The organism is Sorangium sp. So ce426 (assembly GCF_051475585.1).
Lineage (GTDB): Bacteria > Myxococcota_A > Polyangia > Polyangiales > Polyangiaceae > Sorangium > Sorangium cellulosum_B.
Genome location: NZ_CP150341.1, coordinates 7450992 through 7464706, shown reverse-complemented (window position 1 = coordinate 7464706; position 13715 = coordinate 7450992). Strand labels below are relative to the sequence as shown.

9 protein-coding genes are annotated in these 13715 nt (G+C 71.2%); 3 read left to right on the top strand and 6 right to left on the bottom strand.

The annotated features are described in order from the left end of the window. Positions 1–79: 79 nt before the first annotated feature. On the bottom strand, positions 80–346 hold the full coding sequence (locus WMF44_RS27730) for a DUF6289 family protein (protein WP_437293048.1): 267 nt from the start codon (positions 344–346) through the stop codon (positions 80–82). A gap of 368 nt (positions 347–714) precedes the next feature. Here WMF44_RS27730 and WMF44_RS27725 point away from each other — a divergent pair, with 368 nt between their 5' ends. Next, on the top strand, positions 715–4626 hold the full coding sequence (locus tag WMF44_RS27725; protein ID WP_437293047.1) for an ATP-binding protein: 3912 nt from the start codon (positions 715–717) through the stop codon (positions 4624–4626). Between the two features lie 20 nt (positions 4627–4646). Here the strand turns inward: WMF44_RS27725 and WMF44_RS27720 are convergent, their stop codons facing one another. Next, entirely contained in the window at positions 4647–5063 is a 417-nt protein-coding gene (locus WMF44_RS27720; protein WP_012237773.1) for a VOC family protein, read from the bottom strand. 165 nt (positions 5064–5228) lie between these two features. Then, positions 5229–6179, bottom strand: coding sequence for a sigma-70 family RNA polymerase sigma factor (locus tag WMF44_RS27715; protein ID WP_437293046.1), 951 nt, complete (start codon positions 6177–6179; stop codon positions 5229–5231). 297 nt (positions 6180–6476) lie between these two features. Between WMF44_RS27715 and WMF44_RS27710 the strand changes: the two genes are divergently transcribed. Together WMF44_RS27710 and WMF44_RS27705 are read left to right on the top strand one after the other, a co-directional pair. Continuing rightward, a complete protein-coding gene (locus WMF44_RS27710) occupies positions 6477–8252 on the top strand; it encodes a serine/threonine protein kinase (RefSeq protein ID WP_437293045.1) in 1776 nt (591 codons plus the stop codon). Positions 8253–8783: 531 nt separating this feature from the next. Next, on the top strand, positions 8784–11018 hold the full coding sequence (locus tag WMF44_RS27705; protein ID WP_437293044.1) for a penicillin-binding protein 1A: 2235 nt from the start codon (positions 8784–8786) through the stop codon (positions 11016–11018). A 26-nt stretch (positions 11019–11044) separates the two neighbouring features. Here WMF44_RS27705 and WMF44_RS27700 read toward each other — a convergent pair whose 3' ends face one another. The 3 genes from WMF44_RS27700 to WMF44_RS27690 all read right to left on the bottom strand — a co-directional run bounded on the left by WMF44_RS27700 (position 11045) and on the right by WMF44_RS27690 (position 13613). Next, positions 11045–11488: a hypothetical protein gene (locus WMF44_RS27700; protein ID WP_437293043.1), complete on the bottom strand. Its 444-nt coding sequence runs from the start codon at positions 11486–11488 to the stop codon at positions 11045–11047. A gap of 139 nt (positions 11489–11627) precedes the next feature. After that, complete coding sequence (locus WMF44_RS27695; protein WP_437293042.1) at positions 11628–12539, bottom strand: hypothetical protein; 912 nt, start codon at positions 12537–12539, stop codon at positions 11628–11630. A 90-nt stretch (positions 12540–12629) separates the two neighbouring features. Next, positions 12630–13613, bottom strand: coding sequence for a hypothetical protein (locus WMF44_RS27690; RefSeq protein ID WP_437293041.1), 984 nt, complete (start codon positions 13611–13613; stop codon positions 12630–12632). Positions 13614–13715 lie beyond the last annotated feature (102 nt).

Sequence of the window (13715 nt, the reverse complement as noted above, 5' to 3'; positions counted from 1 at the left end):
TTCAATTCCTCTCGCAAGCTGAACGATCGTGGCCGGCGATCGCCATCGAGCCGGCCGCGCGGTCACCGGGGCGCCGCCCTCAGCGAGGAGGCGGGGTGCAGGTGAAGCACCCGCCGCACTCGTAGTGCTGCGTCGTGGTGCCCCACGCGATCCGGTTGTTGCAGCAGTCGCGGCCGTACTGGCCGACGACGGTGGTGTAGCTCTCGTCGCTGTAATAGGTGCAGTTTCCCCCGGGCGCCGCCTCGCTCGAGGGGACCAGCAGGGCAGTGGTTCCCAACATCGCGGTGCCTGCCGTCAGGGCAGCGAAGAAGTAACGAACGCGGGCAGCAGGACTGAGACGGCGCATGGACGCTCCTCTTGTAATGGGGGGCCTGTTTCGGCCTCCGAAGCTATGTGAAGCAGCTTAGACCGCTCGCTCGGCTCGAGCAAGCGCTCCGGCCGGAGTGGGCTTTGCGGAGCTCTGCAAAGTTTCATTCGGCGGTGGGAGGCGGCGAGCTCATGTGCGCGCTTCACGAGGGCAAGAGAGGCATCCTGCCCCGAGGCCGGCTGAGTGATTGCGGTGTCAAGGAAATTCAGCCGCCCCGATGGGGCTTGGGCCGGCGTATCGACGCGGTACGCATCGAGAGGGTCGTTGAGGCGAGCAAGCGAGCGTCCCCAGCGTGACGGCGCCGAGGATGGCTGGACTCGGCCGTGGTAAAAAAGCAGGTGTTCCCCATGACGAGACAGCTCACCGGCCAGCGCGACCGCGTCGAGGAGCGGACCGGCGCGGGCCGCGTCGAGGAAGCGAGCGCCGGGGCCGGGCCGGATCCGGCCTGCGGCGCGCTCGCGGGCGGCGGGGAGATGGGGGCGCTGATACGCTCGATCGACTGGTCGCAGACGGCGCTGGGCCCGGTCGAGGCATGGCCCGAGTCGCTGCGGACCGCGCTGTCCATCCTGCTCTCGTCCGAACACCCCATGTTCCTCTGGTGGGGTCGGGAGCTCATCCAGTTTTACAACGACGCCTACCGCCCGATCCTCGGGTCCAAGAAGCACCCGGCCGCCATGGGCCAGGCGGGCCGCGAGTGCTGGAAGGAGATCTGGGACATCCTCGGGCCGATGCTCGAGAAGGCCTTCGCGGGAGAGGCCACCTACGTCCGCGATGGCCTGCTCGCCCTCGATCGGCACGGCTTCATGGAGGAGTGCTACTTCAGCTACGGTCAGAGCCCCCTCCGGGACGAGAGCGGCGCCGTCGCGGGCATCCTCGTCGCGTGCTCCGAGAGCACGGGGTACATCCTCGGCCAGCGGCGGCTGCAGGTCCTCGGGGCGCTGGCGGCGAGGGCGGCGGACGCGAGGAGCGTTCATGAGGTCTGCCGGGTGATGATGGAGACCCTGGCGCAGGACGGGCGCGACGTGCCCTTCGCCCTGCTCTATCTCGTCGACGATGACGGCGCGCACGCCCGCCTCGCGGGGACCGCGGGGCTCGACCCGGACCACGCGGCGGCGCCGGCCACGGTGGGCCTCGGCGCGGCGGCCGGCGCGGTGTGGCCGCTGCATCGCGCCCTGCGCGAGGACGTGGAGGTGGAGCTGTCGGCGCTGCCCGCGCGCGTCGGCCCCCTTCCGGGAGGGCCGTGGCCGGAGGCCGCGCGCCAGGCGGTGGTGCTGCCGCTCCCCCGCGCCGGCGCCGGAGGCCGACCGGCCGGCTTCCTCGTCGCGGGCGTAAGCCCCCGGCTGGTGCTGGACGACGACTACCGCCGCTTCCTGCGGCTCCTGGCCGGCCACGGCGCGGCGGCCCTGCAGAACGCCCGGGCCAGCGAGGAGGAGCGGCGCAGGCTGGACGCGCTCGCCGAGCTCGACCGCGCCAAGACGGCGTTCTTCAGCAACATCAGCCACGAGTTCCGCACGCCGCTCACGCTGATCCTGGGCCCCGTCGAGGACGGCCTCTCGGACGCCGAGCACCCCTTGCCCGCGCCGCAGCGCGACCGCCTCGCGATCGTCTACCGCAACAGCCTCCGGCTCCTCCGGCTCGTCAACACGCTGCTCGACTTCTCGCGCATCGAGGCGGGCCGCATCCGGGCCAGCTACCAGCCTACCGATCTCGGCTCCTTCACCGCGGAGCTCGCGAGCTCGTTCCGCTCGCTCATGGATCGGGCCGGCCTCGCCCTCACGGTGGAGTGCCCGCCCCTCTCCGAGCCGGCCTACGTCGACCGCGAGCTCTGGGAGAAGATCGTGCTCAACCTCGTCTCGAACGCCTTCAAGTTCACGTTTTCGGGGGGCGTCCGGGTGACGCTGGAGGAGGCCGGGGGGCGGATCGTCCTGGCGGTCGAGGACACGGGCACCGGCATTCCGGAGGAGGAGCTGCCGCGCGTGTTCGATCGGTTCTACCGCGTCGAGGGGGCCAGGGGCCGCAGCTACGAGGGCAGCGGCATCGGCCTCGCCCTGGTGCGGGAGCTCGCGAAGCTCCACGGCGGCAACGTGGCCGTGGAGAGCCGCCTCGGCGCGGGCAGCCGCTTCTCGGTCGCCATCCCGCTCGGGAAGGCGCACCTGCCCGCGGATCGCATCGACCTCGCCCCCGCGCCGGCCGCGGAGGGGCGCGGCGCGGCCCCCTTCCTCGACGAGGCCGCGCAGTGGGAACGCGACGAGCGGGCTCCGGATGCCCTGCCGGCGGAGCGGCGCCCGGCCCCGAAGCAGCCGGGGCACATCCTCGTCGCGGACGACAACGCGGACATGCGCGATTACGTGCAGCGGCTGCTCCTCGACGAGCGGTGGACGGTCGAGGCCGTGGCCGACGGTCAGGCCGCGCTGGAGAGCGCCCGCGCCCACGTCCCGGACCTCGTGCTCACCGACGTGATGATGCCGCGGCTCGACGGCTTCGGCCTGCTCAAGGCGCTGCGCGCCGACGAGCGCACCCGCGGCGTCGCCGTGATGATGCTCTCCGCGCGCGCGGGCGAGGAGGTGCGCGTCGACAGCCTCGGGGCCGGCGCCGACGACTTCCTCGTGAAGCCGTTCTCCGCGCGGGAGCTCCTCGCGCGGGTCCGCATCCACGTGGAGCTCGCGCGCCGGCGGCGGGAAGCCGAGGGGCAGCGCCAGTACCTGAACGACCTCTTCATGCAGGCCCCGGGGCCCATCGCGATCCTCCGCGGGCCGGAGCACGTCTTCGAGGTGGTCAATCCGCTCTACCAGCAGCTCGTCGGCGGGCGAGCGCAGGTGGGCAAGCCCATCCTGGCCGCCCTGCCCGAGCTCGCGGGGCAATCCATCCTGGATCTCCTGGACACCGTGACCCGCACCGGTGAGCCCTACGTGGGAAGGGAGCTCGCCGTGCGGCTCGATCGCAAGGGCGACGGCACGACGGAGGAGCGCTTCTTCAACTTCGTCTTCCAGCCGATGCGCGACCGCGACGGGGCGATCGAGGGCATCTTCGTGTTCGCCTTCGAGGTGACCGACCAGGTGAGCGCCCGCCGGCGCGTGGAGGCGCTCGTCGAGGCGCTGAGGCTCGCCGATCAGCGCAAGGACGAGTTCCTCGCGATGCTCGCGCACGAGCTCAGAAACCCCCTGGCCGCCATCAGCCTGTCGCTCACGCTGCTCGGCGATCTCGCGGGCGAGGCGCCCAGATCGGCGCGCTACCGCGAGATCGCCCGGCGGCAGGTGGGCAACCTGGTGCGCCTTGTGGACGATCTGCTCGACGTGTCGCGCATCACGCGCGGCACGGTGGAGCTGCGCCTGGAGGACGTCGATCTCGCGGCGGCGGTGCGGAACGCCGCCGCCGCGGTGAGCCCGGCCGTGGAGGCGCGGCGCCACGCGCTCTCGGTCGAGGTCGGGCCGGGGGACTTCGGCATGCGGGCCGACGCCACGCGGCTGGAGCAGGTGGTCACGAACCTCCTGACGAACGCCGCGAAGTACACGCCGCCGGAGGGAGCCATCTCGGTGCGGCTGACCCGCGAGGCGGCGGGCGCCGCGCCCGAGGCCGTGCTGCGGGTGCGCGACACGGGCCGCGGCATCCCGGCGGCGATGCTCGAGCGGGTGTTCGAGCTCTTCACGCAGGTCGATCAGACCATCGACCGCAGCACGGGCGGCCTGGGCCTCGGGCTCACGCTGGTGCGGCGGCTGGTGGAGATGCACGGCGGCAGCGTCGTCGCGGAGAGCGCCGGACCGGGCCTGGGCAGCGAGTTCATCGTGCGCCTTCCGCTCGGCCGGGGCGCGGCGCCGCAGCTCGCGCCCGGCGCGGCGCCCCCGCTCGCGCCCGGCGCCGAGCCGCCCGCCGCCCCGCCGCCGGCGGAGGCCGCCGAGCGGCGCCGGGTGCTCGTCGTGGAGGACGTGGAGGACGTGCGCCGGGTGATGAGCGAGTTCATCGAGGCGCTGGGGCACGAGGTGACGGTGGCGGTGGACGGGCTGGACGGCGTGACGAAGCTCCTGGAGCTGCGCCCCGAGGTGGCCTTCATCGACATCGGCCTGCCGGACATCGATGGCCACGAGGTCGCCCGCCGGGCGCGGGCCGCGCCCGGGGGCGGCGCGCTCTGCCTTGTGGCGATCTCGGGCTACGGTGGACCCGAGGACCAGGCCAGGTCGAGGCAGGCCGGCTTCGACCTGCACCTCACGAAGCCCGTGGGCGGCGCGACGCTGCGTCAGGTGCTCGCCGAGCGGCGCGCGTGAGCGAGCGCGCGCCGGCAGGGCTACGACTGGATCGCCTCGGGGGCCATCCAGACGACCTCCCAGTGGTGACCATCGATGTCGTAGAAGCTCCAGCCGTACATGAAGCCGTGATCCTGCGGATCCATGGCGTGCGACCCGCCCGCCGCGATCGCCTTCTTCACGATCTCGTCGACCTCGGCCCGGCTGCTGCACGAGAGCGCGAACATCCCCTCCGTGTGCGTGCGCGTGTTGCAGATCTCCCGCTTCGTGAAGCCCTTGAAGAACGGCTCCGTGAGGAGCATCACGAAGGCTTCCTGGCTGACGATCATGCAGGCGGCGTTGTTGTCCGTGAACTGCGGGTTGAACTCGAAGCCGAGCTTCGCGAAGAACTCCATCGACCGCTTCAGGTCGCTGACGGCCAGGTTGACGAAGATCTTGCGGGCGCTGTTCGTTGTCATGGTCCTCTTCTCCTGTTCGAGCATGGATGCCGGGTGATGCCGGCCACGATCGCGGTCATGCGGGCCGTCGTGCCGGAGTTCACCCCATAGACCCCCGCCTGCGCGGGGACTCATCGGTCGACCGGAAAAAAAAGATCGCCGCCCCGATCCGGCTGGGCGCGGGGGCTACGCGGGGAGCTCGAGCGGCAGGCCGAACCGCGGGAAGATCGTCTCGGTGTCGAGGAAGGACGTCATGCCGGTGATGCGGTCCTCCGCGAGATCGAGCACGATGAGCGCCCAGGCCCGGTGGCCGCCCTCCGGCGCCGGGCGGTACTGGGCGAACGCCGGCGAGCCGCAGGCGGCCGTCGGCACGAGCCGCGACCCGCGGCAGCCCGCGCCCGGGCCCAGCAGCCACGCGCGGATGGCGTCGGGGCCGCGGAGCCAGAGGGTGAAAGGCGGCATCGACAGGGTCGCGTCCTCGTGCAGCAGCGCCGCGAGCCGGTCCACGTCGTACTGCTCGAAGGCGGTGACGTAGCGGTCGAGCAAGGCGGACTGCGGCTCCGGCAGCGTGGCGCGCACGTCGTCGAGATCGCGGCTCGCGAGCGTCGCCCGCGCGCGCTGGAGCGCGCTGTTGATCGCGGCGACCGAGGTGCTGAGGCTGTCGGCGACCTCCGCGGCGGACCACCCGAGCACCTCCGTGAGCAGGAGCGCGGCGCGCTGCTTCGGCGGCAGGTGCTGGAGCGCCGCGACGAACGCGAGGCGGATGCTCTGGCGGAGCACCACCCGCTCCGCGGCGTCGATGTCCGCCGGGAGGGCGTGCGCGTCGGGGACGGGCTCCAGCCAGTGCGTGCGCGGGCGCGTCTGGAGCTCGTCGTCCACGGTGCCGACCGGGCCTTCCTCGATGGGGCGCGCTCGGCGCGCGCGATCGGCCCGCGCGTCGAGGCAGACGTTCGTCGCGATGCGGTACAGCCAGGTGCGCAGCGACGACCGCCCGTCGAACTTGTCGAGGCTCCGCCAGGCGCGCACCATGGTCTCCTGGACGGCGTCGTCGGCGTCGACCACGGAGCCGAGCATCCTGTAGCAGTGCCCGGTGAGCGCCGAGCGGTGTTCCTCGAGCTGATCCACGCTCCCCGACATCGCGGCGACGGTACCACCGGTCTTCGGGCGGATCCACGGTCACGCTCCCTCGCCGCGCGACACGCGCGCCTCGGGCAGGGCGCTGGTCTCGACCCGGGCACTTTTTGTCGGCCTGGTCGGCCTGAGGCCGCGCTCGGCCGGCGACGCACCAGGGACGGCACGCCGCGGGTCGCGCGGTCACGACGAGGTCGCGCGGCCACGGCGCCACGGCCAATCGGCTAGGATGGGCGACGGTCAGGGCGGCGCTGGCGCGCCGCGAGGGCTCCGTTCGGCAAACTGGCAACCTTGAACCCGGATATGGACGACCAGGAACTGCAGCGCAGAGTCGGCGCCGTGTTGTGCGGGAAATGGACGATCGAGCGGCTGCTCGGCTCGGGCGGGATGGCGGCCGTCTACGTCGGCGTGCACAAGATCGGGCGGCGAGATGCCATCAAGATCCTCCACCCCGAGATCGCGCGCATGCCCGAGCTGCGTGCGCGGTTCGATCAGGAAGCGCAAGCCGTCAATCGATTCGTCCATCCCGGCGCGGTGGAAATACGCGATATCGACGCGACGGCGGACGGCTGCCCGTTCCTCGTCATGGAGCTGCTCGACGGTGAGTCGCTCGCCGGGTACGCCAGGCGCCTCGGCAGGATGGACATGGCCGAGCTGCTGGCCATGGTGGACGGGCTGCTGGACGTGCTGGCAGCGGCCCACGCGCACGGCATCATCCACCGCGACATCAAGCCAGACAACCTGTTCCGCCTCCGCGACGGGCGCCTGAAGGTGCTCGACTTCGGCGTCGCCCGTGTCAGGCAGGCCGCGGCCGACTACGTTCGGACGCGCACGGGAACGACGCTCGGCACGGTCGCCTACATGCCACCGGAGCAAGTCAGAGGCGACGAGATCGACGCGCGTGCCGACCTGTTCGCTGTCGGAGCGACGATGTTCCGTCTGATCACGAAGCGGCGCATCCATGACGCGAGCTCTGACACCGATCTGGTCGTCAAGATGGCCACGCTGCCTGCGCCGCCGCTCGCGAGCGTCGCTCCGGAGACCCCGCCGTGGGTGTGTGCCATCGTCGATCGCGCGCTCGCGTTCGATCGAGGCGAGCGCTACCCGAGCGCGACGGTCATGCAGCAGGACGTGCGCGCGGTCCTGGCCGGTCAGCCGCCCGCTTTTGCTCTGCGGTTCGGCGCGGCCGGGCTTCCCGCCCCCGCGGCGGATCCGCTCAGCACCGCCACGACGGTGTGGATACCCCAGGGGCTCGCCCCTTCCTCGGCCGTACCGGTGCGCGCCGCGGGCGCCGGTGGTCTGCATCCCGCCCCGCCGCCGGCGGGTGGCATGGGGAGCGTCCTCCGCGATGTCTCCATCGCCAGCGCCCCGAATACCCCGAGCGCGCAGGGCGCCCCGGGCGGCGGATCGGCCGTCGCTCCGGCTCGCGCCCCCTCACCGGCGGCATCGGTGTTCACCCAGGCGACGCAGTGGACGCCGACCACGGTACGTGGACGGAGGCTGCGATGGGCCGTGCTGGCGTTCCCGCTGCTCGCCGCAGGCGTGCTCGCCGCCGTATATCTGCGTGCGGTGAACGTCGAGCCCGACGCGAGATCGCCGGGGGCGACCGGCGCGCAGCGACCGGCGGCCTCACCGCCCGCCAAGGTTCCCGGCGGTCCGGCGGCGGATCGCCTCCTGGCGAAGGCTCCGGAGCCCGGCCCCGAGAAGAAGGGCGACACGAGAGCTCGCCTCCCTGACTCACCGAGCCCCGGCCCCGAGCAGGGGCGCGGCGCGTCGCAGCGGGCCAGCTGTATGCAGACAAACGACTGCGATCACGTGTGTGATGAAGCGTGCCAGATTGCTTGTCAGGACGGGACCGTCTGCGACATCGGGGCGCGCCGGGACGCGCTGGTCAACTGCATGGGATCGGGGATGCACAAGATCTGGTGCGAGGGCGATTGCTCGGTCAATTGCATGACGAGCGCTCCCTGTCTGGTGTACTGCACGCCTGGATCCGATTGCGTCATCGGCACGTGTCTCGGGCAGATAGAAGCCTGTCCTGGCAACGTCATCGCGTGCGGGGCCCCATGCCCCGACTGATCGTCGCGTCGCGCTCATGCGCTGCTCTCATGGCGTCTGCGAGGAGGGCGCCGCGGCACGCGCGCTCGGCCCGCACCGCGGAGGAGTTGGATGGACATGGACCGGTTCGGCCGTCGTGACGACCTCGCGTCCCCCTCGCCGCGCGGCGAGGATCCCCGCCGTGACGATGCGGCGGTGGGGGAGCCCGCGACACAGCTCTGGGTGCGCTCGCCGCAGGCCACCCCGCCGATCCCCGAAGAGGGGGCTCGCCAGGCCGGACCGGAGCGACCGACGCTACCGTGGTCGCCGCCGCCCGGGGGCGGCGCCGCACGGTCGTCGCCGGCCGATGCCTCCGCCCAGCCGGCCGTACAAGGCGCGCTGCCGGCGCGGCGGCTCGCGAGGGCCGCTGGTCGGATCGCATCGGCGCTGGGTGCTCTGTCGAGCGCGATCGAGCGCGCCGTGGCGGCCCGCCGGGCGCGGGAGCAGGGGCATCCGCGCCCGCGAAAGGTCCAGTGGAAACGACGCTTGCGGCGATGGGCGTGGCGCATCGCGATGGCCGCTTCGACGCTGCTGGGCCTCGGTCTGCTGATGTTTGCGGGGCTCCTCTGGTACTACGGCCACGACCTGCCGCGGACCTCGGAGCTGAGGAGCTATCGTCCGCCGGAGGTCACGCGCATCCTCGCGCGCGACGGGACACCGCTCGCGGAGCTCTTCGTCGAGCGACGCACCGTCGTCCCGATCTCGGCGGTGCCGGCGAGCATGAGGCTCGCCGTTCTGGCCGCGGAGGACGCGAACTTCTACAAGCACGAGGGGCTGAACTACCTCGGCATCCTGCGGGCGCTCCTCGTGAACCTGCGGTCCGCGCAGGCCCGCCAGGGAGGCAGCACGATCACCCAGCAGGTGATCAAGAACGTGCTCCTCACGCCGGAGCGCACCTTCGCGCGCAAGATCCGTGAGCTCATCCTCGCGCGCCGCATCGAACAGGAGCTCACGAAGGACGAGATCCTGGAGCTTTATCTCAACGACATCTATTTCGGGCACGGGCGTTACGGCGTCGAGGAAGCCGCGCGGTACTACTTCGGGAAGAGCGTTCGAGACGTGCAGCTCGCCGAAGCGGCCCTGCTCGCAGGCCTGGTCAAGGGGCCCAGCATCTACTCTCCGCGCGTGGACCTCGCCCGCGCCGAGGAGCGGCGCAGCTACGTGCTCCAGCAGCTGGGCGACAAAAAGTTCGTATCGCGCGCCGACGTGGACGCCGCCGCTCGCCAGAAGATCGCCCTGGCTCCCCCGCCGGAACACGCTTCCGAGCTGGCGCCCGAGGTCGTCGCCGAGGTCGAGCGCGCGCTGGTCGCCGCGGTCGGCCCGCAGGCCAACCGTGGCGGGTACACCGTGACGACCACGATCGATCCGGCGCTGCAGAGGGCCGCGAGAGCGGCGGTGCGCAGCAATCTCGACGCGTACGCCGCGCGCCGCGGGCTCATCGCCCCGCTGAAGCGTGGCAAGGGAGATCCTGCCCCCTTCGAAGGAACGCCCACGCAGGGCAGCGAGCGCGTCTACCACGGCGTGGTCACGAAGGCCGACGACGCGGCAGGCACGCTCACCGTGCGCGTGGGCACGGCGCAGGGCGTCGTGAAGCTGGAGCGAGCGGCGCGCTACAATCCACGCAACCTGCCCCCGAGCCAGTTCGCCGAGATCGGCAAGGTCGTGCGCGTCACCTTTGTCGGCGGCGACCCGCGCAGCGGACGGCTGGAGCTCGCGCTCGGGCCCCAGAGCGCGCTCGTCGCCCTCGACGTCCGGACGGCCGAGGTGCTCGCGGTCGTCGGCGGCTACGACGCGGTGCGCGGCGCCCTCAACCGGGCAAGGTCGGCGCGCCGCCAGCCTGCATCGACGTTCAAGGCGATCGTGTACAGCTACGGGATCCAGACGCGGGCATTCTCCGCGGCGTCCATCCTCGAGACCGATCCAGCCGCGCTCGGCGGGAAATACAGGCCCGACAACTACGACGAGAGCGACGGACAGGCGCCGCGCCGGCTGCGCGAAGCGTTCGCCCAGAGCGTCAATGTTGCCGCCGTATGGGTCCTCGATCGGCTCGGGCCGGCCAAGGTCGCCGAGTGGGCGCGATCGCTCGGAGTCACGTCGAAGCTCGGCGCGGACCTGTCGTTGGCGCTCGGCGCATACGAGGTGACGCCGTTCGAGATGGTCGGTGCGTTCAACGTGTTCGCCGCGGGCGGCACGTACCGCGATCCAGCGCTCATTCGCAGCATCATCGGCCCGGGCGGCCAGCCGCTGCCGCTGCCCGCCGCGGCGCCGGCGCGCCGGGTGATGGGCGAAGCCGAGGCGTACATCACGACGAGCCTCCTGCGTTCCGTCGTCGACTCGGGGACAGCCAAGCGCGCGCGATCCATGAGCACGCCGGTCGCGGGCAAGACGGGCACCTCGAACGCCGCGAAAGACGCGTGGTTCGTGGGTTACTCGACCGACATCGCGTGCGCCGTCTGGACGGGCTACGATGACGCCGTCCCGCTCGGCGCCGGCGAGACGGGCGGCGCGACCTCCCTGCCGGCCTTCATCGCGTTCATGCAGGACGCACACAAGGCGAGACCGCGCACCGACTTCGCCGCGCCGCCGGACGGGCTCGTGCGCGTGCTGATCGACGCGACGACCGGTCAACTCGCGCTGCCGGGCGCCGCGGGGGCGATCGAGGAGGTGTTCCTTGCAGGCACCGAGCCGGCGGCGTACGCCGAGCTTCCGTCGAGCGGCGAGGTACCCCGCATCATGTGGCCATTTTGAGCCTCGGTCAGCTCGGGGGCTGCCTGCTACACCCCGTCTGTCGTACACACCGCGCCGGGCTCGCAGTGGACCACGCAGTCTCCCGAGCCGGGGCACCGCACGTCGCAGTCGCCCTTGCAGACCACATCACAGTCGCCCGACCCGGTGCAGTCCACGGTCGAGCCATGGCCGACCGTGAGCGTACAGTTGCCCGAGCCGGTGCAGGCGATGTCGCAGTCAGGGCCGCAGTCGAAGTCGCAGCTCCCGGAGCCGGCGCACTGGAGACCGCACTCGGCGGTGCAGAAGATCGCGCAGTCGCCGGACGAGGGGCAAATGCATTCGGCGCCGTTGCACTCGCACGTCGGGCCCTCGTTGGGATCGCCGACCGTGCAGTCGTCGGCGGGGTCATCGCCGCATGCGGCGATTCCGCCCCAGAGGAGGGCGAGGAGCGACAGAGCGACGACGTGGTGGGTACGAATGTGCTGGCGCATGGGTCCTCCGATCGGGGTGGATGAATGCAGGGGCGGAACCGACGGCGTCCCCCGAGCTTTGGTGGAGCGGCGAGCTCCTCGCGTCGTGTGGTCATCTGGAGTCCTGGTCAACTCGGGGCCGCGGGCCGCGTTGCCGCGGTCAGTCGCACACGACGGGTGGCAGAGCTTCCAGCGGCGCGACACCGTAGTTGTCGAGCAGCGTCGCGTTGCTCGACGGCACCACCGTCTCACTACAAAACACGTTTCGTACGAACGCCCCCGCGTTGCCCGTGATGCTGACATTGCCCCGGACGAGCGAGAAGCTGATCCCGAAATTGTTGCCTCTCGAGGTGAGATCGCCCGTGATCGTCAGGCCTCGCAGCCGTACCTCCTCGCCTGCCGCCGTGATGCTGCCGTCGATGACCACCGCGCGATCGAGGAAATCCTCGCCGTAGAGGAGCGTGCCCTTCCCGGTGATCGTGATGCTGCCGACGTACGTACCCGGGCGCAGCACGACGACCCGATCGTCCTCGGCCAGGTGACCTTCGATGTCTGCCAGGGGCACCGACGGATCGAGGAAGATGGCGCCCGATGCCTCGCTGACAGCGTAGCGGATGGGCGTGTTGTCGAAGAAGGCCGCAGCCGACCCGGAGAACGCGACAGGCGCATCCACGACATCGCCCTCTGCCTGGACCGTATGCGCGAGGCTGGCTCCCGAGACATCGAGCTCGATGCCGCCGGGCGCCACGCCCACGACCGCGACGCCGTCCGCTGTGACGTCGCTGTCGCCCGGCCTGGCGGTCACCGTGAGCCCATCGCGCGCGTCCCCGAGCTCGTCGGGAACTCCCGTCGTGTGGGGCGTGTTCACCACCGGGTTGACGATCGCCACGATCGCCGTGGCGCCCGCCGCGACGTCGACATCATCCGGGGTTCCCGTCGCGTCATCACCGCCGCAGCTGACGGAGCCGATGCACGCGAGCGCGAACAGGGCTCGTCGTGCAGAGAGGGCGCGCGACGGGATCGTGCCGCCGAAGCCAGCTTTCTCCTCACATGCGTCGTTTTGGCCAGTCATGGCGAGATGTCCCTCCGGGTGAAGACCTTCACTGCGTGATCGCGGGAACGTGGATCGTGAAGCGGGCCGCGGCGCGGCGCGCTTTCATCATCACTTCCAGCGCCACTTGCCCTTGCCCTTCCACTTGCCCTTTCCCTTGCGGACGACGATGACCCGGCGGCCGTCGTCGTCATCGTCGTCGTGCACCACCACGGTCGGCTTGACGTTGACCTTCACGGCCCACGTGGTGGCCACCAGGATGCCGATCACGGGCGCGCTCGCGCCGACCACGATCACCGAGCCTGGGTGGTAGTTGCAGAGGACCACGTGCGTGCGCCCGCCGTCCTTGAGCACCACCGTGATCTTGGTCGGGTTGACCTTCACCTTCAGCTTGCCCGTGAAGTAGAGCCGATCGGGGCCGGGCGCGAGCACGAGCACGTCCGGGCCCGACGCCGTCTGGATCGCGAGCTTGATCTCGCGCTGGCCGATCGGGACCGGCTTGAGGTCGAGATCCAGCACGTACACGCGCACGTCGCCCGTCGCCTTGTCCGCGACGATCTCCACGATGTCGTCCCCGACGGGCTGGAGCACGCCCCCGTTCGGCCCCTTCTTCCCCTCGACCTTGATCGCCTGGCTCTCCTTCGCGCTCTCCTGGAGCTCCCGGGTTCCGCCGCGCGGCACGTGCAGCGCCCCCTTGAACGGCTCACCGTTGACCTTGAGCTCGTAGCCGACCTCCGTGAGCTCGTCCTCGAGCGGCGGGATCTTGGCGACCAGGACTCCCCCCGCCTTGGGCTCCGGCACGAGCTCTGCCGTCGCGGGGGCTCCCTCCTTGCCAGGCACCTTGACCGTGAGGTTGCCCGACACGCCCTCCTCGATGGGCTTGCCATCGCGGTCCTTGACGAGCGCCGTCACCTTCCCATCCGGGGCTACCGTCATGACGACCGAGCCGGGCTCGTGCTGCTCCGTCAGCGCCCAGTTGTCCTCGATGCTCTCCGCCGTGATCTGCGGCGGCTTGCTGCAGGCAGGCGAGGCGAGCGCCATGGAGGCGACCGCGAGCGAGAAGAGCACGGAGCGGAGACAACGTTGGATTCGCATACAACCCTCTCTGGCGACACCTTGAAGGCCTGATCGCCTCACACCTGCTTGCGCGTCACGGACCAGATGAAACCGTCGTACCAGAAGTGCAGCAGGGCGACG